Genomic DNA, 22,822 nt, shown 5'->3' on the forward strand with positions numbered 1-22,822 from the left:
GGCCGGTTTGCGGGTTGGGGCGCATCGCTCGCGCGCTGGTTCGCCGGCTCCCGCGGCCAGGGGGCGCTTCGCCGGCCGCGGCTTCATCGACCGCGTGACTATCCAGCCGACGACGAGCGCACCCCAGTTCGCGGCGACCGTAAAGCTCTCCGGCAGTGCGGGTTCGCCCGCGGTGCGCATCCGGCTCGTCTGGATGGGCCAGCGGCGCGTGCCGGGGATCGTGGCCGGTGTGGAGCTGGCCTTCGAAGGGATGGCGAGCCAGGTGGACGGGGTCCCCACCATCTACAATCCCCGCTACGAGATCATCGGACGGCCGGAGGAACACTAGTGGACAGGCGCGACGCGTTGAAAAAGCACCAGCACGACGAGAACCCGGACAATGAAAACCAGCACGACAGCACGGAAAGCGTTCCCGGCACCGGTGAACACGGCGCCGCCGGTTTCGCATCGCAGTACGCTGCCCAGTCGGGCGTCAAGCGCGACGCCGCCGGGCAGATCGACGTGCTGTCCTCGATCGGCGGCAAGCAGGGCCTCGCCGAGAGCGTCATCCCCGGGCTCTTGTTCACCGTGCTCTTCACCATCACCCGCGATCTCACCGTGTCGCTCATCGCTGCGCTCGCCTCCGCCGCAGTGTTCTCGGGAATCCGACTGGTGTCCCGCAAGCCCCTCACCCAGGCACTGTCGGGACTTATCGGCGTGGCGATCTGTGCCTTCGTGGCGCTTCGCACCGGAAACGCCGAGGACTTCTTCCTGCCCGGGTTCTACGTCAACGGCGCCTATATCGTGGCCATGATCATCTCGATCGCGGTTCGCTGGCCCTTCGCCGGGCTGCTGTTCGGCTTCCTCCGCGGTGAAGGGGCCGAATGGCGGAAGGACTCCCGCCGCGTCCGGGCCTACGCGACGGCAACCTGGATCCTTGTGGCGGTGCTGGCCCTCCGGCTGGCAGTGCAGCTTCCGCTGTACCTGGCGGAGAACATCGCGGCACTGGGATCGATGCGCGTAGCCATGGGGCTGCCGCTCTACGCCCTCGGGCTGTGGTTCGCGTGGCTGATCTCCAAACCACCCGTTCGGTCAGAGCACCGCTGAGGAACCGCTGCGATCGGGTGGCGCGCTCTCAGGTGCGTCCTCCTCCTGCGCTCCCTCCCGTGCTCCGTCCCGAGCTCCGTCCCGTGCCGAGAGAGCGACGCGCAGCGCATCCTCCGCCGCTATCGCCGCAAGGAAGAACACTTCGTCGCCGGCTTCCACCACGTCGTCCGGGCTCGGGGTGATGGGGGCGTCGTCCCGCAGGATCGCCACCACAGCGCAGTCCTCGGGGAGCGAGATGGAGCCCACGGTATGGCCCACCAGCGGCGAGTCCTGCGGCACCGTGAACTCGACGATCGACGACACCCCGGCCTGCAGGGTCAGAAGCCGCACGAGGTCGCCGATCTCCACGGCTTCCTCAACGAGCGCCGTCATGAGGCGCGGTGTGTTGACAGCGACGTCGACGCCCCACGAATCGTCGAACATCCAGTCGTTCTTCGGATTATTGACACGCCCCACGGTGCGGCCTACACCGAACTCACTCTTGGCCAGTAGCGACACCACGAGGTTTACCTTGTCATCACCGGTTGCGGAGACCACGACGTCCGCCTCGTCCAACCGTGCGTCCTTGAGCGTCGTGAGCTCGCAGGCGTCGCCGATGAGCCAGGTCGCGCCCTTGAGGCCGCTGCGCCCGACCGCCTCGGGCTTCTCGTCGATCATCAGGATCTCGTGTTTGTTGGACAGGAGTTCCCGGGCGATGGACGACCCGACACTTCCCGCCCCGGCGATTACCACTCTCATTCGGCTTCCTCCTGCGGTCCCTTGGCGAGCACGCGTGCAATCTCGTCGGTCGCCGTCGTCTTCATCATCGCGTGGAGGATGTCGCCCTGCTGGTAGCTGGTTTCCTCGGACGGGAGAATGCCCTCGCCGAAGCGCGTCAGGTATGCAATGCGGACACCGCCGGCCGCCTCGATGTCCCGGAGGGAACGGCCCAGCCAGGCATCGTCGAGAGCAAGTTCACCGAGGATCAGCCGGCCCGAGGTCTCGCGGAAATCGCCGTTGATGCTCTGCTCCGGCAGGATGCGTCGCAGCACCTGGTCGGCGCTCCAACGCACCGCGGCGACGGTGGGGATGCCGAGGCGCTGGTAGATCTCCGCACGCCCCGGGTCGTAGATGCGCGCTACCACGTGGGGCACGTGGAAGGTCTCACGGGCCACCCGCGTGGCCAGGATGTTCGAATTGTCGCCGCTGGAGACGGCGGCGAAGGCATAGGCCTTCTCGATGTCGGCCTGCTTGAGCGTGTCGCGGTCGAAGCCCACCCCGGTGACCCTCCTCCCCCCGAAGGAGCCTCGCAACCGGCGGAACGCGCGGTCGTCCTGGTCGATGATGGCGACCGTATGGCCGGACTCGTCGAGCGTATGAGCCAGGCTGACGCCCACCCTGCCGCATCCCATGATCACGAAATGAGCCACCGAGGGCACCCCTGTCTGCTGCGTTGTGCGGCGGCCATCCGGACCGTTCCGGCTGCGCCACCTGCCTCAAGCCTAATGGGTTGGAGCGGGCGCAAACGCGCTAGTCTGTGGGCTGTGCTGACTTTTTTCGAGGCCGCCAAGCGGGTGCTGGTGGGCAAGCCGTTCGCCAGTGACCGGCTGCGGCAGCGCAGCCTGCCGCGATGGCTGGCCATGCCGGTGTTCTCCGCCAATGCCTTCTCGTCGGTGGCCTACGCACCGGACGAGATCCTCCTCACTCTTGCCCTCGCCGGAGTTGCCGCCGTCGCCGTTTCCCCGTGGGTCGGGCTGGCGGTGATCGTGGTCCTGCTGGTGGTCATCGCGTCCTACCGGCAGGGAGTGCGCGCCTACCCGACGGGTGGCGGCGACTACGAGATCGCCAAACGGAACCTCGGTCCGCGGGCCGGGGCCACGGTGGCCTCTGCCCTCATGGTCGACTACGTCCTGACCGTCACGGTATCCGTCTCCGCAGCGGCACAGTACTTCGTGGCGCTGGCGCCGGGCCTCGTAGAGTTCCGGGTGCCCCTCGCGATTGCGGGAGTGGCGATCCTGGTCCTTCTCAACCTGAGGGGGTCGGTCGGCGGAGCGCGGGCGAGGGCCGTTCCCACCTACATCTTCCTGGCAGCAGTCGCCGGCCTGTGCCTGACAGGTCTTGTCCAGGTGCTCGCCGGAACCCTGCGGGAAGCCCCCAGCGCCAGGTTCGAGATCATTCCGGACCCGGCATTCGATGCCGGTCTTGTCGGCTTGGCGGGGGCACTGCTGGTACTGCGGGCCTTCTCCGCCGGAGCGGCAGCGCTTACCGGCGTCGAGGGGCCGGGCTCCAATGTGCCGAGTTTCCAGGCACCCAAAGGCCCGAACGCCGCGTCGACGCTCCTCGTGCTCGGAGTCGTGTCAGCGGCCATGCTCGCGGGCGTCATCTACCTCGCCAACGCCGCCAGGGTCCACGTGGTGCAGAACCCGGCCGCGCAGCTCCTGCTGGACGGCAGGCCCGTCGCGGGGGAGTACATCCAGCACCCGGTTCTCAGCCAGCTCGCGTCCACCGTGTTCTCCGCCGACTCCGTGCCCTTCTACCTCATTGTCGCTGCGACCGCCCTGGTCCTCCTGCTCGCGGGTCACGCTGCGTTCACTGCCTTCCCGGTCCTCGCATCGATCCTCGCGGCCGACGGCTACCTTCCCCGCCAGTTGCGCACGCGCGGCGACCGCCTCACCTTCAGCAATGGCATCCTGGCACTCGGGCTTGGCGCGGCCGTGCTCATCCTGGCTTTCCGGGCCGACGTCACCGCGCTCGTCCAGCTCTATATCGTGGGCGTCTTCGTCTCCTTCACCGTTGGCCAGCTCGGGCTGATCAAACACTGGACCCGAAACCTGCGCAGCACTGTTGACAAGCCCGAGCGGCGGCGGATGCAGAAGTCACGGGCCATCAACACGCTCGGCTTCGTCCTCACCGCGGCGGTCCTGGTGGTGGTCCTCGTGACGAAGTTCGAGTTCGGTGCATGGATCGCCCTGCTGGCCATGGCTGTGCTGTTCGTGTCGATGCGCGGCATCAAGCGACACTACGACGCCGTCGCGGAGGAGCTCGCCATCGATGACGCCGTGAGGCTCCGGGCGCTTCCTTCGCGCGTCCACGCCGTCCTGCTCGTCTCGCATGTCCGCAAACCCGTGCTGCGGGCGCTCGCCTTCGCGCGTGCCTCCCGCCCGTCCAAGCTCGATGCCGTCATCGTGGACGTCGACCCCGAGCAGACACGGCGTACCCTTGAGGACTGGGAAAGATTCGAGATCCCCGTTCCCATCACGGTTCTCGCCTCGCCCTACCGCGACACCATCACGCCCATCCTCGAATACATCCGCACGATGCGCAGGGACTCCCCGCGGGACCTCATCGTCGTGTACATCCCCGAGTACGTGGTGGGCAAATGGTGGGAGCAGCTCGTCCACAACCAGACAGCACTGCGCATCAAGACACGCCTCCACTTCGTTCCGGGAGTGATGGTGGCCAGCGTCCCCTGGCAGCTGGCGTCATCCGATGCCACCCAGAACTTCCAGAACCTTAAGTAGAGGCAATGACTTCCATATCCGACACTCCAGCTCCGCAGCAGGCCGCCCCTGATTCCCTGCCCTTCGACGGTTCCCCGGTGCTCGAAGCGCGGATTGAACGCCCCGCGCACGGCGGCCATTTCGTGGCGCGGATCGACGGGCGGGTGGTCTTCGTCCGGCATGCGCTGCCGGGGGAGACGGTGCGGGTCCGGCTGACCGAGCAGGACGTCGACGCCAGCTTCTGGCGTGGTGACGCCGTCGAGGTCCTTGAGCCCTCGCCGCACCGGGTTGTCCACCCCTGGCCGCTGGCCGACTCTCTCAAGTGTGCTGCCCGTCACAGGGCGCCGGTGGGCGGGGCAGAGTTCGGCCATATAGCCCTTGCGGAGCAGCGCCGACTCAAGGGTGAGATCTTCGCCGAGCAGCTGTCGCGCCTCGCCGGAGTCGAGCAGCCCGTCGAGGTGGAAGCCGTACCCGCCGAGTCCCCCGATGGGCTCGGCTGGCGTACCCGCACCGCCTTCGCAGTCACAGCCTCCGGCCGGCTCGCCATGCACGTCCACCGGTCCAACGACCTCGTGCCCGTCGCCTCGATGCCGCTTGCGGTTGACGCCATCAACGTGCTCGGGCTGTGGAAGATCGACTTCTCGGGAATGGACCGCGTCGACGTTGCGGCCGGCTCGGGGGGAGGGGTGCCGTTGGTGCTCCTCGTGCCCGCGGCCGGCACGCCGGCCCGGCGTCCTGCAGCCATCGCTGCGCAACTCAAGGGCGCATCGGTGGCAGTGCTCGACGTCGAATCCGGGCGTGTGCAACGCATCACCGGGCGCACCTGGCTGCAGGAGCGAGTCGGCGATTCCGACTACCGGGTGACGGGTGCCGGGTTCTGGCAGATCCACCGTGGCGCGCCGTCGGTGCTGGTGGATGCAGTGCTGGCCGGCCTTCAGGTTGCTCCGGGGGAGAAGGTGGCCGACCTTTATGCAGGGGCAGGGCTTTTCACCGTTCCGCTTGCGGCGGCTGTCGGCGGCGGCGGATCGGTCCTTTCGGTGGAGGGATCCGCAGGCACGAGCAAGGACGCCCGCCGCAATCTCCACGGACAGGACCACGTGTCGATCGTGGAGGGCCGGGTGGACACCGTGCTGGATTCCTGGGAGGGGCCTCTCGATGTGGTGCTCCTCGACCCCCCACGGGCGGGGGCGGGAAAGCGCGTCGTCGCGCAGCTTGCAGAGGCGAAACCCCGCGCCGTCGGTTACGTCTCATGCGACCCTGCATCGTTCGCCAGGGACCTCGGGCTGTTCCTTGCCCGCGGCTGGTCCCTCGACCAGCTGAGGGTTTTCGACCTGTACCCGCACACGCACCACATGGAGTCCTTCGCAGTGCTGAGCCCGCCTGCAGGATAAGCGCCCGGCGGCGTCGCATACCTGAACGAGCTGCGTCGGAGGACCTCCGACGTCGGGCGCGGATTCAATGGCACCCTGCCGGGGTGCCGAACGTTAGAGTTAACGCGAATCATTGATGCAGATGATCGGCGGAGTCTCCGCCGTGGCCACAAACGGAGGAGGCGCCGATGGGACTTCTGGAAACAATCCGCAGCCCGCAGGACCTGAGCAGGCTTTCCGAGCATCAGCTCACCGCCCTCGCCGAGGAGATCCGCACCTTCCTCGTGACGAACGTGTCCCGGACCGGCGGGCACCTCGGCCCGAATCTGGGGGTGGTCGAGCTGACGCTCGGCATCCACCGGGTCTTCGACTCTCCGCGCGACAGTGTCATCTTCGACACCGGGCACCAGTCATATGTGCACAAGCTCGTCACCGGTCGCCAGGATTTCAGTACGCTCCGCCAGGAGGGCGGCCTTTCCGGCTACCCCTCACGGGCGGAGTCGGCGCACGACGTCGTTGAAAGCTCCCATGCGTCGTCGTCCCTGTCCTGGGCCGACGGCATCTCCCGTGCCCGCGTCCTCAATGGTGAGGGCGACCGCTACACCGTGGTCCTCGTGGGCGACGGCGCCCTGACCGGCGGCATGGCCTGGGAAGCCATCAACAACATCGCCGCGGACAAGCGGCGCCGCGTGGTGATCGTGGTCAACGACAATGGCCGCTCCTACGCTCCGACCATCGGCGGTGTCGCCGACTACCTCGCGTCGTTGCGCCCGGCCCTCGACTCCGTGCGGACGCACCGCGTCTACGAGCGGACCCTCGACTGGTTCAAGGGACGCCTCCAGAACGGCGGGCCGGTCGGGGAATTCGGCTACAAGAGCCTCCACGCCATGAAGAAGGGCGTCAAGGACTGGTGGGCCCCGCAGGGCCTCTTCGAGGACCTCGGCATGAAGTATGTAGGACCCGTGGACGGGCACGACCTCGGCGCCGTGGAGCAGGCACTCCACCTTGCGCGAAATTACGAGGGACCGGTCATCGTGCACACGATCACTGAAAAGGGCCACGGGTACGCACCCGCGCGGGCCCATGAGGCTGACCAGTTCCACGCCGTCGGCATCATCGACCCCGAAACCGGTGAGCCCGTCGACGCCGCCGGCAAACAATCCTGGACGTCGGTGTTCGCGAACGAGATCGCCGACATCGCGGACGAACGCCCCGACGTCGTCGGCATCACCGGCGCCATGCTCATCCCCGTCGGACTACACCGGTTCGCTGCGCGTCACCCGGACCGCGTGTTCGACGTCGGCATCGCCGAACAGCACGCTCTGACCAGCGCGGCAGGCATGGCCTTCGGCGGTCTCCATCCGGTGATCGCCCTCTATGCGACGTTCCTGAACCGGGCCTTCGACCAGCTGCTCATGGACGTGGCCCTCCATAAGGCCGGGGTCACAATCGTGCTCGACCGCTCCGGTGTCACCGGACCCGACGGCGCGAGCCACCACGGCATGTGGGACATGTCGCTGCTGCAGGCAGTGCCTGGACTTCACCTCGCCGCGCCGCGCGACGCGTCACGGCTGCGCGAGGAACTCCGGGAGGCCGTGCAGATTTCCGACGCACCCAGCGTGGTGCGGTACTCGAAGGGCACGGTGGGTGCCGAGGTCGAGGCGATCGAACGGCTCGACGACGGCGTGGATGTCCTGTTCCGACGCCCCGCCGGCTCTCGGCTGAACGATGTCCTGATCGTCAGCGTCGGTGCCATGAGCGAGCTCGCCCTCGACGTGTCGAACCGCCTCGGAGCACAGGGCATCAGCTCCACGGTGATCGACCCGCGGTGGGTGCTGCCCGTGCGCCGATCGGTGATCAGCATGGCGGCGGAGCACCGGATCGTGATCGTCATCGAGGACGGTGTCCGTGCGGGCGGCGTCGGATCCCGCATCCGGCAGGAGATGCGGTCGGCGGGAGTGGACACAGCGCTCAACGAAGTGGGCCTCCCGGTCGAATTCCTCGACCACGGCTCACGAAGCCAGGTACTGAAGCGTGTGGGGCTGACCGCACAGCAGGTGACCCACGACGTCGTCGCGCAGGTGCTGGGCACCAAGGTACCTGTCGCCCGGCCCCTGGCCGGGCAGGAAGCGCCGGCGACCGGCCAGTTCCCGACGCTCTGACATCGCCCTAACCGGAGATCCCGATGCCGGTGTGAGACAATTGCCGTGGTCGGTGGGGAACCCACATTTCCCCGCTGGTCCAGTGACAGGCTTCCGCTCTGCGGGCGATGCGCCCGGCATCATCAGTTCCCAATCGGGGCTGGCTGCCGGGAATCCGCCTCGCAGATTCTCCGTCCATTTCGACGGTCAAGTTGGAAAAGCGCCACTGGTCTTCGAGTGATGCCGCACCCCATTGCCGGTGCGACCTCGGATGGCAATGACAACGACTTCCGGACCGCCTCGGGGAAGATGCCCGCGGCAGGCCGACATACTGCCCCCGAGGGTGCTTGGATGTGGCCGGCGCCGCAAGGGCTGGAGCCGCATACCCATGAACCAGACTGACCAGCAGCCAAGCGAACAGATCAACGAACCGATCTTTGAACTCGAAGGAGGATCAGGGCCGGCAACGGCGGACGCGCAGGAGGCCGGCACCGCTACCCCCGCGAAGAGGGCGCCACGGGTGAGGCGCAAGGCAAGCTCGCCGGCCGGCGCTCCGCCCGCTGTTCTTCAGCCCACACCCCTCGAGCCCACCCAGACCGGGGATACCGGGCCTACCGGACCGGCATCGACCGGCCCCGCGGCGGACGAAAAGGCCATTGACGACACGGTTCCAGCGGCACCGCGCAAGCGGGCCTCCCGTGCACGCAAGCCCACGGTCGAAGCGGCGGGAGAGTCGACTGCCGACGCCGGTGCTGCGCCGGCCGTCGACCTGCCTGATTCATCGCACTCGGCCGCGACCGATGAGGCGCCGGCGGACGCTCCGGCACACGCTGAAGCCGACGCTCCGGCAGACGCACTGCCGGCCGGTGCAGACGCTGCCCCGAAGGCCAAGGCTCCGAGGACCCGTCGCCGTGCTGCCACGGCCGAAGCGGGTCCGGCGGCGCCGGTGAGCGTCGTCGAACCGGGAAATCTGCCCGATGCGTCCGCCGATGCTGCGTCCCCGAAGTCGAACGCTGACGAAACGACCGGTGCCGGTAACGACGACAGCACTGGAAACGTGGACTCCGGTGCCGAGAAGCCCACCCGGACCCGGAGGGTGGCCCGCAGCCGCCGTGCTGCCGCCGGTCAGGCCTCCGTCGAAGCATCGTCGGAAGACCCCGCCGTGACCGCTGACGCCGTTCCCGGAGGCGTTGCCCCGGATGGTGCCGGCGCCGCGAGCGCCGACGCCGTTCCCGGAGGCGTTGCCCCGGATGGTGCCGGCGCCGCCACGCAGGACCCTTCCACCGGTTCGGGTCGGGGCGCAGAGCCGGCGCGGGTCTCCCACGCCAATCCCTTCGCCGTGCCGGAGTCGCCCCTGTCACTGCTCTTCCATGCTCCGGACCTCACTGCAGCCGTGCAGCCCGTCAAGGTCGCGGCGTCTCCCACCGGTGGTCCTGCCGAGGACGGTATTGACGACAATGACGGCGACGACGATTCGGGCCGCAAACCGCGGCGAAGCCGTCGCAGCAGGGGCCGGGGCCGGGCCGATAGCGCGGACGCTACTTCCTCCGACAGCAATGGCTCCGACAGGAACGCTCCAGCCAGGAGCGACACCGACAGGGACGACACCGACAGGGACGACACCGACGCGTCGGAGGACCGGGATTCCGACCGCGGGTCAGGGAACGAGTCGCCGAACGGCGTGACGTCACGCCGTCGTCGTCGTCGCCGCCGGGGTGAACAGGACCTGGAGTTGACAGGCGGCGAGGACGATGACCCGCCCAACACCGTAACGCGTGTGCGCGCACCGCGGCAGAGCAGTGAACCGGTGTCGGACAGGGTCACCAGTGTCAAGGGCTCGACGCGCCTCGAAGCCAAGAAGCAGCGCCGGCGCGAATCCCGCGACACGGGGCGCCGCAGGCAGGTCATCACCGAGGCCGAGTTCCTTGCACGGCGCGAGTCGGTCGACCGGCAGATGGTGGTCCGCCAGCGCGACGACAGGATCCAGATCGGAGTGCTCGAGGACGGAATCCTCGCTGAGCACTTCGTATCGAAGACGCAGCAGGACTCCCTGATCGGCAACGTCTACCTGGGCAAGGTCCAGAACGTGCTTCCCAGCATGGAGGCTGCCTTCGTCGATATCGGACGCGGGCGCAACGCGGTGCTCTACGCCGGAGAGGTGAACTGGGACGCCGCGGGCCTCGACGGCCAGCCGCGCCGCATCGAACTCGCCCTGAAGTCGGGCGACGCCGTCCTGGTACAGGTGACCAAGGATCCCGTAGGACACAAGGGAGCGCGGCTCACCAGCCAGATCTCGCTTCCCGGGCGGTACCTGGTGTACGTTCCGGGCGGTTCGATGACCGGCATCTCCCGGAAGCTGCCCGACGTCGAGCGCAACCGGCTCAAGCGCATCCTCAAGGACCGGCTGCCCGAGAACGCCGGGGTCATCGTCCGCACGGCGGCGGAGGGCGCCAGCGAGGAAGAGCTGACGCACGATATCAACCGGCTGCGGTCCCAGTGGGAGCAGATCGAGGGTGCCTCGGCGTCCACGAAGACCCTCGCCCCGGAGCTCCTCTACGGCGAACCCGACCTCACCATCAAGGTGGTACGGGATGTCTTCAACGAGGACTTCTCGAAACTGGTCGTCTCAGGGGAAGAGGCATGGGACACGATCGAGGCGTATGTCATGTACGTGGCCCCCGATCTGGTGGGCCGGCTCGAGAAGTGGACCGGGGACGAGGACATCTTCGCGGCCAGCCGCATTGACGAACAGATCTCGAAGGCGCTCGAACGGAAGGTGTTCCTGCCGTCCGGAGGGTCCCTGGTGATCGACCGCACCGAGGCGATGACCGTGGTGGACGTCAACACCGGCAAGTTCACCGGCAGCGGCGGAAACCTCGAAGAGACCGTCACCAAGAACAACCTCGAAGCGGCCGAGGAAGTGGTCAGGCAGCTGCGGCTCCGTGACATCGGCGGCATCATCGTGATCGACTTCATCGATATGGTGCTCGAAGCCAACCGTGACCTCGTGCTGCGCCGGCTCGTGGAGTGCCTGGGCCGTGACCGGACAAAGCACCAGGTCGCGGAGGTCACCTCGCTCGGCCTGGTCCAGATGACCCGGAAACGTATGGGCACCGGACTGCTCGAGGTCTTCGGTGAGGACTGCGAGCACTGTGGAGGAAGCGGAGTCGTTACCCACGAAGAGCCGGTGGAGCACCGTCGTCAGGGATTGCCGCAGGAGAACCAGCAACAGCAGCAGTCACGCCAGGAGAAGCAGTCACGCAACGAGCGCAAGCGGACGCGTGGCCGTTCGCCACAGCAGGCCGAGGAATCCCTGCCCGTTCCCGCCCCTCAGCCTGATAATCCGGAGCGCGCAGCGAAGGCCGAGGCGGCCAGGACGGCGTTTGCGAGTATCGCTGCGGCGACGCATGCTTCCCACGCATCGCACGAGGAGCACGGCGTAGATGCAGCGCCTGAACCTACAGTCCAGGTCAATGAGGCAGTGCTCACCATCAACGGCGAGACAGTCACCCTGCCGAGGGCGGAGGGCAATCGGCCCGGACCAGCAGGGGAGCAGCCGCGGCTGACCCTCGACAGCCTGACGGCTGCCTTCAACCGCGCCCCGGTGGCGTCAGATGGGGACGCAGAGACAGGGATGCATTCGAACGACGGCGCGTCCTCCGACCGTGCCTCCTCCGACCGCGCCTCCTTGGACCGTGCCGGAACGGCTTCGAAGAACGGTGCTCAGAGCAGCATAGGCGCTTCGACTCCCGGCCGGACATCGGCCGGTGTCTCCTCCGGCCCCGCCTCGCCGTCGTTCGACGGATCGGAAACCGGCGCGGTCCCGCTTGCGCCTCGGCGCAAGCGGGCTCGGCGCGCGGCCAGCAGCGCGCAGGGATCGGCAGCGGGTTCCGCCATCGAGACTCTGGTCGCGGGCTCCGGAACGGCACCGGATCCGGACGGGTCGCCGGCGGGCGGCCGGCACGTAGCCCGGGCTGCCGAGCCGGCGGTCCGCCCGACAGCGTCGGGCGCTGAACCCGTCATCTTCGGGGTCGGGGTTCCGGCTTCGGAATTGTGACGGGGACCGGTAGCGTCCGATACCAGCAGAAACAGGAACCGGGCAGCAGTATTGCCCCGGTTCCTGTTTTCCAACTACGTATCGGGCGTCCGGGCGCGCCGGGACGGCCCGCTAATTTGCGGGAACGAGCCCTTCTGGCGTAATCTTGATCTTCGGTGCACGCGCCTTCCAACCGGTATGTCCGGGGCGTATCAGCATAGCGTCGATATGGCCAGCGAACGCATCCTCGAATGGATGCCAGCGACAGGGCGCAAACCAGTTTTGTACATAAGAAGTCAAGCATTGTCGAGAGAAGTGAGTTCCCAAGTGGTGTACGCGATTGTCCGCGCAGGCGGCCGCCAAGAAAAGGTTTCCGTTGGAGACCTAGTTACCCTTGACCGCGTCACCGGTCAGGCAGGAAGCACCTTTGCGCTGCCTGCCCTCCTTCTGGTAGACGGCGACAAGGTTACTTCAGCAGCAGCAGACCTCGAGAAGGTCACTGTTACTGCCCAGATCGTCGAGAATCTTCGGGGCCCGAAGATTGTCATCCAGAAGTTCAAGAACAAGACCGGCTACAAGAAGCGCCAGGGTCACCGTTCGGAACTGACCCGAGTCAAAATCACAGGCATCGCGTAACCCCTCGCGGTTACCGGTCGGTCAAACATCTCCAGCGAAGGCAGGCATAACTCATGGCACATAAGAAGGGTGCGAGTTCCACTCGCAACGGCCGCGATTCAAACGCGCAGTACCTCGGCGTCAAGCGCTTCGGCGGCCAGGTAGTCAAGGCAGGCGAAATCATCGTCCGCCAGCGCGGAACCCACTTCCACCCGGGCGCCAATGTCGGCCGCGGCGGGGATGACACGCTGTTCGCTCTCGAGGCAGGTGCCGTTGAATTCGGTAGCCGCCGCGGACGCCGCGTCGTCAACATTGTCGGTGCCGCAGCCGAGTAGTTCCTACTCCCAGCGCAGCATGCACTAAGCATTCGGGTGGGGTGAGCCGCTTAGGCTCGCCCCACCTTTTTTTAAGCCGGCCCAGACCGGTAAGTGAAGCATTTTAGAAGGAGATCAACGTGGCCAGCTTCGTTGACCGGGTAGTCCTGCACGTTTCCGGCGGTACGGGCGGCCACGGGTGTGTGTCCGTCAAGCGTGAGAAGTTCAAGCCCCTCGGCGGGCCCGACGGCGGCAACGGCGGCGACGGCGGCAACGTGATCCTGCGCGTCAGCAGTCAGACGACCACACTGCTCGACTACCACCACGCGCCCCACCGCCACGCCACCAACGGCGGCAACGGCATGGGCGATTGGCGCGGCGGAAAGACCGGCGAAACACTGGTCCTCCCGGTGCCCGACGGCACCGTGGTCAAGACGAAGGACGGCGAGCTGCTCGCCGACCTCGTGGGCGAAGGAACGGAATTCGTTGCCGCAGCCGGCGGCCAGGGTGGTCTCGGCAACTCGTCGCTGTCCTCCCAGAAGCGCAAGGCGCCGGGCTTCGCCCTGCTGGGCATCCCCGGCGACGAGCGGGACATCGTCCTCGAACTCAAGTCCATCGCCGACATCGCGTTGGTCGGTTTTCCCTCGGCAGGCAAGTCCAGCTTGATTGCTGCGATGTCCGCCGCCCGGCCGAAGATCGCCGATTACCCCTTCACCACCCTCGTGCCCAACCTCGGCGTCGTGCAGGCCGGCGACACCCGGTTCACGATCGCCGACGTTCCCGGCCTGATCGAGGGTGCAAGCGAAGGCAAGGGGCTGGGGCATTATTTCCTCCGCCACGTCGAGCGGTGCGCAGCCCTGGTGCACGTGCTCGACTGCGCCGCGCTCGAAGCCGACCGGGATCCGCTCGCGGACCTCACGGTCATCGAGCAGGAGCTCGAGAAGTACACGGTGGACATGAGCTTCGCCGGGCCCGACGGCGACGTCGTCCCCCTGAACGAACGGCCCCGCCTGATCGCCCTCAACAAGGTCGACGTGCCGGACGGCAAGGACATGGCCGGGTTCGTCCGGCCCGAACTCGAAGCCCGCGGCTACCGCGTGTTCGAGGTCTCCGCGTCAAGCCACGAGGGCTTGCGCCAGTTGGGCTTCGCCATGGCGGAGATCGTGGAGGCAGCCCGTGTCGCCGTCAAGGCGACGCCACCGACCGTTGCGCCGCCAGTCCTTCGCCCGCGCGGCGTCAACGCGGCTTCCTTCCGGATCCGCAACGAGGAGAAGGACGCCCTTCCCCTGTTCCGCATCCTGGGTGAGAAGCCCGAGCGCTGGGTGAAGCAGACCGATTTCACCAACGACGAGGCGGTCGGCTACCTTGCCGACCGGCTCGCGAAGCTCGGCGTCGAGGAGCAGCTCTTCAAGGCCGGTGCAAAGCCTGGCGAGACAGTGGTGATCGGCGAGGGCGACGGCGTCGTCTTCGACTGGGAGCCGACCATGATGGGCGGCGCCGAGCTTCTGGCCGGACCGCGCGGCAGTGACCTCCGCCTCGCGGAGTACGACCGCCCCACGCGTGAGCAGAAGCGCGAGGAGTACCAGGAGCGCAAGGATGCCAAGGCGGCGGCGAGGGCAGACCTCGAGGCCGACCGCAAGGCTGGCATCTGGACCGAATCCGTGAACAACCGGAAGAAGCCAGTACCGGCAGCTGTGCCGGTCGACGCCGAGGACCAAGACCGAAGGGACTAATGAACGCTGTAAAGCCTCTTGTGAACCGCGCCGGCCTGGCCGAGGCCGGGCGCATCGTCGTGAAAGTCGGATCCTCTTCCCTGACGTCGGTTTCCGGCGGCATCTCCGAGGATGCGCTGACACGGCTCTCCACCGTCCTCGCGCACCGGAGGAACGCCGGAACGGAGGTAATTCTCGTTTCCTCAGGTGCGATCGCGGCAGGTCTCGCCCCGTTGGGTCTGCCGAGGCGGCCCACGCAGCTCTCCTCCCAGCAGGCTGCCGCGAGCGTTGGCCAGGGGCTTCTGATGGCGCGCTACACCGAAGCGTTCGGAGCGCACGGGGTGACGGTGAGCCAGGTGCTCCTGACGGTCGAGGACCTCATCCGCCGCACCCACTACGCCAATGCCCACCGGGCTCTGGAACGGCTCCTGAATTTTGGTGTCGTTCCCATCGTCAATGAGAATGACACCGTAGCGAGCCACGAGATCCGGTTCGGCGACAACGACCGCCTTGCAGCCCTGGTCGCGCACCTCGTGAAGGCTGACGCGCTGATTCTGCTCTCGGATGTCGACGCACTCTATGACGGACCCCCGAAGGATGGAGCTCTGCGGATCCCCGAGGTGAACTCGACGGCAGATCTTGAAGAGGTCACGATCGGGCGGCCCGGCAAGGCCGGAGTAGGCACCGGCGGCATGGTCACGAAGGTCGAGGCCGCGACGATCGCGGCAAGCTCCGGTATTCCGGCGCTGGTCACGTCAACAGCCAACGCGGCCGCGGCGCTGGCGGGCGACGACGTCGGAACCTGGTTCAGCTCCACCGGGCGGCGGCAGCCCATCCGGCTGCTCTGGCTCGCGCATCTCGCACGGATCCACGGAAGCCTTATCCTCGACGACGGCGCTGCCCGCGCCGTGGGCGACGGCGGACGCTCGCTCCTGCCGGCCGGCATCGATCGGATCTCCGGGACGTTCGAGGCCGGTGATCCGGTGGAGATGGTGGACCGTAGGGGACGTGTGGTGGCCCGCGGGCTCGTGAACTACAGCTCGGTGGAGCTGCCCCGCATGCTCGGTCGTTCCACCGGCGATATCGCCCGGGAGTTCGGCCATGAGTACGAGCGTTCGATCGTCCATGTCAATGACCTGGTGGTTCTCTAGCAGTTCCGCTGCGGCTTTTTTCTATGCCGGACCGCCGGAAGGTGCAACACCATTGCTCGCTAGACTTAGGGGATGACTGATCTGATGACAGGAAAAGCCAACGAGACCAGTACCGGGTCCGTTACAGCTGCCGGCGCCGATGACCTTACTGCCGCGGTGTACGGCATCACCGACCGCTCCCGGGCGGCGTCCCGCGTGATTGGCCGGGCGAACCGTGCCCGCAAGGACCGTGTCCTCCAGGCCGTCGCCGTCGCCCTGATCCAGAGGCAGGCTGCCGTCCTTGAGGCGAATGCGCTTGATATAGCCGCAGGACGCGCCAATGAAACTTCCGCCTACCTCCTGGACCGCCTGACCCTCACCCCCGAGCGCATTCAGGGCTTGGCCACGGCGCTCGAGGAACTGGCGGCACTGCCCGATCCCGTCGGCTCCGCCGTCCGCGCCCAGACGCTCCCCAACGGAATCCGCATGCGGCAGGTCCGCGTGCCGCTGGGAGTGGTCGCCGCCATCTATGAGGCACGCCCCAATGTGACGGTCGACATCGCGGGCCTTGCGCTCAAGAGCGGCAACGCGGTGATCCTGCGGGGTGGCAGTGCCGCGGCCCATACCAACGCGGCCCTCGTCGGAATTCTCCGCGACACCCTCGGAGAGCACGGCCTCCCGGCAGACGTCGTCCAGACTATCGACAGGTTCGGCAGGGATGGTGCCAACGTGCTGATGGGGGCCCGGGGGCGGGTGGATGTGCTGATTCCGCGCGGTGGACGGGACCTCATCCAGACTGTGGTCCGGAACGCCGCAGTGCCGGTCATCGAGACCGGCGAGGGGAACGTTCATATCTTCCTTGACGAATCGGCTGACGAGGACATGGCCGTCGACATCCTGCTCAACGCGAAGACCCAGCGCCCGAGCGTCTGCAACACGGTGGAAACCCTCCTCATCCACAACGGCGCCCCGGCGGCGCCTGAGGTGCTGCGCGCCCTCTCGAAGGCCGGAGTACGGCTTCACGTCGATGAGCGGACCGCGCAGCTGCTGCCGGCGGACGCCGCCGTACAGGCGGTCACCGATGACGACTGGGGCCGTGAGTACATGGCCCTCGACCTGGCGGTGGCCACAGTGGACTCCGTCGATGAGGCGCTCAAGCACATCCAGCGGTGGAGCACAGGCCACAGCGAAGCCATCATCACCAACGACCTGAAGAACGCAGAGACCTTCGTTGCCGGTGTGGATTCCGCCGCCGTCCTGGTGAACGCCTCAACCCGCTTCGTCGACGGCGGCGAACTGGGCCTTGGTGCCGAAGTGGGCATTTCCACCCAGAAGATGCACGCCCGCGGCCCCATGGGTCTTTCCGAACTCACCACCACGAAGTGGATCCTGAACGGCGACGGGCAGATCCGGCTGTGAGCCGGGTGACCGGGGACTTCCTGCAGCGCGTAACATGGTAGGGAAACTCCGTGTGGGCCTGCGGGCTTTGGGCGGGCCGTTACTTCGTACCTAGGAAAATAGATGATGCTTCAGTATCTGGACGCCGCAATCCTCGCCGGTGAAGCGGTAGAGCACACCGAGCTGCCTATGCCGGCGCTCGCCTACGGGTTGATCGTCATGGGCATCCTGCTGCTCCTCATGCTGATCACCGCGTCCTTTGCGAACCTCGGCAACCGCCACAGCGCCACCGAGGAACACATCGATCCGCACAAGCAGCACGTGAACAACCACGACCACGGCGAAGCGCAGCGGCACTAGAAGCATTGAAGCAGGCTGCGGAAGCTACGAAGGGGCACGTGATCACCGGCGGGTCGGAGCAAAGACACCGCGATGGCACAGCGTGGCGCCTCGGGGTCATGGGCGGTACGTTCGACCCCATCCACCACGGGCACCTGGTTGCTGCGAGTGAAGTTGCAGCAGTGTTCGACCTCGACGAAGTGGTCTTCGTTCCGACAGGACAGCCGTGGCAGAAGGCCGACACGGATGTCAGTCCGGCCGAGCACCGCTACCTGATGACAGTGGTTGCTACCGCATCGAATCCCAGTTTCACGGTGAGCCGCGTGGATATCGACCGTCCCGGGCCCACCTTCACCATCGACACCCTCCGGGACCTGAAGATCCAGCGGCCCGATGCACAGTTGTTCTTCATCACCGGCGCTGACGCCATGGCCCAGATCCTCACCTGGAAGAACGCCGAAGAGCTGTGGTCGCTCGCGCACTTCATCGGAGTGACGCGTCCCGGTCACGAGCTCGATGACGGTGGTCGGGACGTCAGCCTGCTCGAGGTGCCGGCAATGGCCATCTCGTCGACGGATTGCCGGCAGCGTGTCGGATCGGGCAACCCGGTCTGGTATCTGGTGCCTGACGGCGTCGTTCAATATATTGCCAAGCATGGCCTGTACCGGGTGGGTGGTCCGCCCACCATGGGTATCGCCGACCACGACGTCCCGGTCAGGAATTCCAAGAAGGACTCCAGCGCCGTCCAACAGACCGCCGGATAGACCACCGTAGTTTTCAGTACACCGAAACAGATGCTCCGTCCCCAGGGGCGACGGCACATACAAGGAGATCAGTGAGCGCTAGCGAATCATCCATCGGGATTGCCCGGACGGCGGCCCGTGCCGCCGTGGACAAGATAGCCCAGGATATTGTTGCCATCGACGTCAGCGAGCGTCTGGCGATCACCGACGTCTTCCTCATCGCGTCCGCGCCGAGTGAGCGCCAGGTCAACGCCATCGTGGACGCCATCGAGGAGGAACTGTCGAAGCAGGACCTCAAGCCGGTGCGGCGCGAAGGCCGGAGCGAGGGCCGCTGGGTGCTGCTCGACTACGCCGAGGTGGTGGTGCACGTCCAGCATGAGGAGGATCGCCTCTTCTATGCGCTGGACCGCCTGTGGAAGGACTGTCCCTCGGTGGACCTTCAGCTGGAGGGCCAGCAGGTTTCTCCGCAACTTGCCGGGGAAGCGGCTTCGGGCGCCTCCGAGTCGTAGTGAACTTTCATGCCCATTCCGATCCCGCCGCTCGCAGGATCATTTTCTGGCGGCATGGCCGCACCGAGTGGAATTCCAACGGACTTTTCCAGGGCCAGGAGGATATCGGGCTGGACAGCGTTGGTCGTGAGCAGGCCGCGCGCGCAGCGGAAATCCTCGCCCTGCGTCGGCCCGTGCGGATCCTCTCGTCGGATCTGACCCGAGCCTCGGACACCGCCAAATTCCTCGGGGAACTGACCGGATTGTCCGTCGACCTCGATGTTCGCTTCCGTGAAACGGCTGCGGGCGCCTGGCAGGGGCTCAGCTTCGCCGAGATCGACGAGAAGTTCCCCGAGGCCAATGCCGCCTGGCGAGGCGGCGATCCTCTGGTCCGCGCGGGTGGGGCGGAGAATCGTGAAGAAGTGGGCCAGCGGATGAGGATTGCCACCACCGAAGCCGTGGAGCACCTGAACGAGGGTGAGACTCTGGTGATCGTCAGCCATGGTGGTGCGATCCGGTCGGGCCTGGCGTCCCTGATGGGGCTACCATCGCTCGTGTGGGGCGCGTTGTCCGGTGTGTCGAACTGTCACTGGTCCGCCCTGGACGAGCAGGTCAGGGTGGACGACGCGCTGTACACGTGGCAGCTGCGGGAGCACAACGTGGGCCTCGGATCGCTTCCCTCGGAGCCTGTCGAAGGGTAATTGCCGCGACAAGCCGCCGATTTTGCGAAGGGCGAGAAGTTTACTAAACTAAACAAGTTGCTTCGGGGGAGACCCCGGTGCAGCGAAGGATTGGGGCTGTGGCGCAGCTGGTAGCGCACCTGCATGGCATGCAGGGGGTCAGGGGTTCGAGTCCCCTCAGCTCCACCGATGAACCGCTGGAACCGGGAAAGTAGCCTGGTTTCCAGCGGTTTTTTCTTGCCGTGAAAAGGTCGATCCCACGCTCTCATGCCTTGAGACGGGATAGAGCAGGAACTCAGAGGTCGGTCACGGAAGTACAACGATCCGCTTGCTCAACGTCGTTGATCCTCAAGGATGAACTCGCCCCATCGACGGCTCACCCTGCATCGGCCATCACTAATCCGGCTTACTTCAGATGTCGCCCTGATCTCGACACTTCCTAGATGCGGTGCGCGAAAGGCTTGTCCCGCGCATCCAGCTCCTCGACGCCGTCGTGCCGCCTCACGAACAGCGGCCGGGCCCTCGACGTCGAGGGTCACACAGCGAAGCTGCCCGGCAACCAGCCGCTGCTGGACGAGGAGCTTTCCTCGGACCGCGCCTGAACGTGGTTCGACACGTGGCCGAGCGCGGGGGAGTGGACGGCATCCTCATCGGGACGACCGGGTTCGCCGGCAACCGGCCGGTCATCGGCGTGTTATCCAGAGCCGACATGCAGGTTAACTAGCGGGTCAACGTCATCGTCCAGTCCGATCGAGCTGAGCCCGGTGGGCTTTTTCGTGCACTGAAGGTGGTGAGTTTTTACCGGGTCGAGGCTCGGGGACAGGCGATTCAACTGCAATAAGCCTTGACCGCACGTTCCTTGCGGCCCTGCGCTCCATCTTCGAGAGGTGCTCCGATCGTTGGCCCAGAAGCTCGGCTCTGTCCTTGGTAGGCGTCCACCACCACGTCGTGCACTGGTTGCCGGTGACCTGCAGGACTACGAGTTCGCCGCTGATCTCAAAAGTCAACCGGCCCGGCAGGAGCATTTCCGCTTTCGATTGGGGGCCGATGTGCTTGAACTGCATGGCCTGAATCGGGTTTGGTTTCATCACCAGGACCTCCTCCACCGGCCGCGCGGTCGGTTTTCGGACCACGAGCCGTCTTCCGACCGGCATTTTGTGACTGACGTAGTCGCCCTCTGGCTCCCACAGCTCATCGATGCCGGCCCAGATCTCGCAGACCTGATTCCGTTTCTTCCACCACGGTCGAATAGGAATAGCAATGAGCTCCACAGGATTGGCTTGGTTTCCAGCGGCTGATATCGATCAACCATGCCGGCAGCCTGACCGTGGTACGCGTCTGCCACTACGGGTCTGGAAGGGACTTCAAGAAGGTGGAGGGTCTTAACTCGGGGACTTGGTTTCGGGAAGGCGGTAGTGCCAAGCTTTGGGGTTTCCTGCATGGTCCCGAAAACATCGCAAAGGAGCCGGGCTTCAGGGCTCAGCCGCAGCAACTTCGGGCTTGAAGTGAGAGTGAAGCTTCGACGGACCGGTTCGATTGCCGAATTATTCACCGTACGCCCGAGCTTACTCACGTCGTCGTTCCTGCCGGCGTTCTCGATGTTGCGAGGGAAATCGTTTCTGTCGTTTCCCAAGAGGTTTGGGTAGGGTAGATCATTTGCTACTCGGTAAGGGCGGGGCAGCCGCCGAGGATGGTCGAATCGAGCATAATGCGGCCCAAAGCAGCCCATGCCGAGCCGTAATAGCTCGGGTATAGAACATCCAGGTCGTCGGCGCGTTGCAGGTCTGCTCTGCTTGCGCTTATGTTGCCGGCAGCTGCACGCGCCGAGGCGCGAGCAGCGTACGCGACGGGGTTTTGGTCGGACTCCAGGGAGGTTCCGCCGAGATCGAGGGTTGTTAGGAGCGGATTCGCCCTGTCGAGCGTGGGGGCTAGACTCGCCGCCAGGGCGACGTCCTTGGTGTTGCAGGACTCTGCGTAACGAATCGGAAGTCGTGTGGCATCGTAGCTGTAGCGGGCGGATGGACCTGTCCCTTCAGGGCCCGGCATGGCCGTGATATTTCCGTCAGCTTTTATCTGCGCCCAATCGGGTGGCAGTGGGCTTTCGGTGAGAAGGACGGCGGTTACTGCGTGCGATCCGGCGAGCAGTTCTTCCCAACGAGGGTCTCCGGTGCTTTCGGCCAGGATAGTAAAGGCGCCAGGGGATGCGTAGGAGGGGTTGTAAATGTAGTCGGGGCCCTTGGTTGCCCATAATCCCGGTAATAGAACCCTGCCGTCGGGCACGACAGCTGAAAGCTGATCCATGATCTTCGATGCCAACAGGTTTCCGTCGTCTGTTAGATCCGGCCTGTCGAAGTGCTCGCCTGCCTGGATGAGGGCCCGGGCGGCGTCCAAGTCAGCGTCCGCCGCTGGACCCTGGTCGACGATCATGCCGTCGTTCCATCGCCAGGCCAACAGCCCGTTGGATGAAAGAATGTTCTCCTCGGTCCAGGACCAGATGGAGTCGAACTGTTTCTCGTCCTCCATCCCAAGCGCGATGAGCATCCCGTAGGCCTGGCCTTCACTGACGGTGTCACCTCCTTGGTCCCGCCGGACAACGCGTCCATCAGGATCAACCCAATCCTGCAGGAACCTGTACCCGGACTTTTGTAAAGCTTCCGCCGGGGTAAGGGGCACGGCACTAAGGGTCGTTCCAACGGCTTGTGGTCCCGGGTTCGGGTCGACCGCCCCAGGCCACCAGGAGCCGGAATTCGCGAGAACAACAACCCCGGTGAGGGCGAGGGCTAATAGAGCGCCGCGCGCTCCCCAGCGGGCGCGTTGGGGGGGGTCGTTACCATCTACATCTGAAGAAGACGCAGCGGGAAATCGTGTTGGAGCTGATAGTGATTGGCGTTCGTCGTCCGTAGGAATTGTCGGAGCGGTCGTGGAAGATGTGTTCAAGGGGTGCCTCCGTCAAACATAAAGTGATCCCGGGTCATATCTGGTGGTGATCAACAAATTCTGTATCGCTGCAAGCGATCTATTGCCCGCTGCCGGTGCCCTGTTTATTCAGAGCTAACGTAGGTAGGAGCCAGTACGGGCAGGGTCACCAGCACGCCCTGTCGGGTTTCTTCCACGCTTGATGGCTGTAATGGGCTCGGAAGTTCCTGAGCCCAGGTCACGACCTCAGTTGCGGCCGCGGTTCCTGGAAGAGCCGGGGCCCTGTGCGCCAGGCTGGAGTGAGACACCCTTACTAATTCCTTCCCTTGCACGGGGTGAGAAGCGAGACAAATAGCGATGACGATGACGACGGCT

General features: G+C 65.9%; 19 protein-coding genes and 1 tRNA gene. 17 read left to right on the top strand and 3 right to left on the bottom strand.

The window, feature by feature from the left end; genetic code table 11:
- The first annotated feature begins 94 nt into the window (after positions 1-94).
- The gene (locus tag IWX65_RS09995) at positions 95-328 is read left to right on the top strand and encodes a hypothetical protein (protein WP_196882536.1); all 234 of its coding nucleotides are present in this window, start codon (positions 95-97) and stop codon (positions 326-328) included.
- A complete protein-coding gene (locus IWX65_RS10000; protein WP_334683792.1) occupies positions 328-1,086 on the top strand; it encodes a DUF3159 domain-containing protein in 759 nt (252 codons plus the stop codon). The genes IWX65_RS09995 and IWX65_RS10000 overlap by 1 nt, the downstream gene beginning before the upstream one ends.
- Here IWX65_RS10000 and IWX65_RS10005 read toward each other — a convergent pair.
- Together IWX65_RS10005 and IWX65_RS10010 are read right to left on the bottom strand one after the other, a co-directional pair.
- Entirely contained in the window at positions 1,072-1,824 is a 753-nt protein-coding gene (locus IWX65_RS10005; RefSeq protein WP_196882537.1) for a potassium channel family protein, read from the bottom strand. The genes IWX65_RS10000 and IWX65_RS10005 overlap by 15 nt on opposite strands.
- On the bottom strand, positions 1,821-2,495 hold the full coding sequence (locus tag IWX65_RS10010; RefSeq protein WP_196882538.1) for a potassium channel family protein: 675 nt from the start codon (positions 2,493-2,495) through the stop codon (positions 1,821-1,823). Before IWX65_RS10010 ends, IWX65_RS10005 begins: the two co-directional genes overlap by 4 nt.
- 114 nt (positions 2,496-2,609) lie before the next feature.
- Here IWX65_RS10010 and IWX65_RS10015 point away from each other — a divergent pair, with 114 nt between their 5' ends.
- The 15 genes from IWX65_RS10015 (at position 2,610) to IWX65_RS10085 (ending at position 20,133) form a co-directional block, all read left to right on the top strand.
- Positions 2,610-4,586 carry an APC family permease gene (locus tag IWX65_RS10015; protein WP_334683793.1) on the top strand — a complete coding sequence of 659 codons (1,977 nt, stop codon included), beginning with the start codon at positions 2,610-2,612 and terminating at the stop codon, positions 4,584-4,586.
- Positions 4,587-4,591: 5 nt separating this feature from the next.
- Entirely contained in the window at positions 4,592-5,956 is a 1,365-nt protein-coding gene (locus tag IWX65_RS10020; RefSeq protein ID WP_196882539.1) for a class I SAM-dependent RNA methyltransferase, read from the top strand.
- A 167-nt stretch (positions 5,957-6,123) separates the two neighbouring features.
- Positions 6,124-8,097 (top strand): 1-deoxy-D-xylulose-5-phosphate synthase, encoded by a 1,974-nt coding sequence (gene dxs / locus IWX65_RS10025; protein WP_196882540.1) that lies wholly within the window; start codon positions 6,124-6,126, stop codon positions 8,095-8,097.
- Between the two features lie 367 nt (positions 8,098-8,464).
- Positions 8,465-12,133, top strand: a complete 3,669-nt coding sequence (locus tag IWX65_RS10030) for an Rne/Rng family ribonuclease (protein WP_196882541.1) — start codon at positions 8,465-8,467, stop codon at positions 12,131-12,133.
- Between the two features lie 306 nt (positions 12,134-12,439).
- Positions 12,440-12,748, top strand: a complete 309-nt coding sequence (gene rplU / locus IWX65_RS10035; protein WP_026531864.1) for a 50S ribosomal protein L21 — start codon at positions 12,440-12,442, stop codon at positions 12,746-12,748.
- Positions 12,749-12,801: 53 nt separating this feature from the next.
- Positions 12,802-13,062 carry a 50S ribosomal protein L27 gene (rpmA, locus tag IWX65_RS10040; protein ID WP_026531863.1) on the top strand — a complete coding sequence of 87 codons (261 nt, stop codon included), beginning with the start codon at positions 12,802-12,804 and terminating at the stop codon, positions 13,060-13,062.
- Between the two features lie 119 nt (positions 13,063-13,181).
- Positions 13,182-14,774, top strand: coding sequence for a GTPase ObgE (gene obgE / locus IWX65_RS10045; protein ID WP_196882543.1), 1,593 nt, complete (start codon positions 13,182-13,184; stop codon positions 14,772-14,774).
- Complete coding sequence (gene proB, locus IWX65_RS10050) at positions 14,774-15,904, top strand: glutamate 5-kinase (RefSeq protein ID WP_196882545.1); 1,131 nt, start codon at positions 14,774-14,776, stop codon at positions 15,902-15,904. The genes obgE and proB overlap by 1 nt, the downstream gene beginning before the upstream one ends.
- 84 nt (positions 15,905-15,988) lie before the next feature.
- Complete coding sequence (locus tag IWX65_RS10055; RefSeq protein WP_334683795.1) at positions 15,989-17,302, top strand: glutamate-5-semialdehyde dehydrogenase; 1,314 nt, start codon at positions 15,989-15,991, stop codon at positions 17,300-17,302.
- A 102-nt stretch (positions 17,303-17,404) separates the two neighbouring features.
- A complete protein-coding gene (locus IWX65_RS10060) occupies positions 17,405-17,641 on the top strand; it encodes a hypothetical protein (protein ID WP_196882549.1) in 237 nt (78 codons plus the stop codon).
- A gap of 41 nt (positions 17,642-17,682) precedes the next feature.
- A complete protein-coding gene (gene nadD / locus IWX65_RS10065; RefSeq protein WP_334683796.1) occupies positions 17,683-18,384 on the top strand; it encodes a nicotinate-nucleotide adenylyltransferase in 702 nt (233 codons plus the stop codon).
- Positions 18,385-18,455: 71 nt separating this feature from the next.
- Positions 18,456-18,872, top strand: coding sequence for a ribosome silencing factor (gene rsfS, locus IWX65_RS10070; RefSeq protein ID WP_196822606.1), 417 nt, complete (start codon positions 18,456-18,458; stop codon positions 18,870-18,872).
- On the top strand, positions 18,872-19,552 hold the full coding sequence (locus tag IWX65_RS10075; RefSeq protein ID WP_196882551.1) for a histidine phosphatase family protein: 681 nt from the start codon (positions 18,872-18,874) through the stop codon (positions 19,550-19,552). The genes rsfS and IWX65_RS10075 overlap by 1 nt, the downstream gene beginning before the upstream one ends.
- Positions 19,553-19,644: 92 nt before the next feature.
- Positions 19,645-19,717: transfer RNA gene (locus tag IWX65_RS10080), tRNA-Ala, on the top strand.
- Positions 19,718-19,974: 257 nt separating this feature from the next.
- Positions 19,975-20,133 carry a hypothetical protein gene (locus tag IWX65_RS10085; RefSeq protein WP_196882553.1) on the top strand — a complete coding sequence of 53 codons (159 nt, stop codon included), beginning with the start codon at positions 19,975-19,977 and terminating at the stop codon, positions 20,131-20,133.
- Positions 20,134-21,190: 1,057 nt separating this feature from the next.
- Here IWX65_RS10085 and IWX65_RS10090 read toward each other — a convergent pair.
- Positions 21,191-22,204 (bottom strand): glycosyl hydrolase family 8, encoded by a 1,014-nt coding sequence (locus IWX65_RS10090; protein WP_196882554.1) that lies wholly within the window; start codon positions 22,202-22,204, stop codon positions 21,191-21,193.
- Between the last annotated feature and the right edge of the window lie 618 nt (positions 22,205-22,822).

Origin of the sequence: Arthrobacter sp. CAN_A214 (assembly GCF_015751955.1) — a bacterium.
In the GTDB taxonomy this organism is placed as follows: domain Bacteria; phylum Actinomycetota; class Actinomycetes; order Actinomycetales; family Micrococcaceae; genus Arthrobacter_D.

What these genes read in the sequence shown, in the direction of transcription:
- IWX65_RS10005 (WP_196882537.1), bottom strand. Translation starts at nt 1,824, where the DNA reads ATGAGAGTGGTAATCGCCGGGGCGGGAAGTGTCGGGTCGTCCATCGCC.
- IWX65_RS10020 (WP_196882539.1), top strand. Translation starts at nt 4,592, where the DNA reads ATGACTTCCATATCCGACACTCCAGCTCCGCAGCAGGCCGCCCCTGAT.
- dxs (WP_196882540.1), top strand. Translation starts at nt 6,124, where the DNA reads ATGGGACTTCTGGAAACAATCCGCAGCCCGCAGGACCTGAGCAGGCTT.
- IWX65_RS10030 (WP_196882541.1), top strand. Translation starts at nt 8,465, where the DNA reads ATGAACCAGACTGACCAGCAGCCAAGCGAACAGATCAACGAACCGATC.
- rpmA (WP_026531863.1), top strand. Translation starts at nt 12,802, where the DNA reads ATGGCACATAAGAAGGGTGCGAGTTCCACTCGCAACGGCCGCGATTCA.
- proB (WP_196882545.1), top strand. Translation starts at nt 14,774, where the DNA reads ATGAACGCTGTAAAGCCTCTTGTGAACCGCGCCGGCCTGGCCGAGGCC.
- IWX65_RS10055 (WP_334683795.1), top strand. Translation starts at nt 15,989, where the DNA reads ATGACAGGAAAAGCCAACGAGACCAGTACCGGGTCCGTTACAGCTGCC.
- IWX65_RS10060 (WP_196882549.1), top strand. Translation starts at nt 17,405, where the DNA reads ATGATGCTTCAGTATCTGGACGCCGCAATCCTCGCCGGTGAAGCGGTA.
- IWX65_RS10085 (WP_196882553.1), top strand. Translation starts at nt 19,975, where the DNA reads ATGCGGTGCGCGAAAGGCTTGTCCCGCGCATCCAGCTCCTCGACGCCG.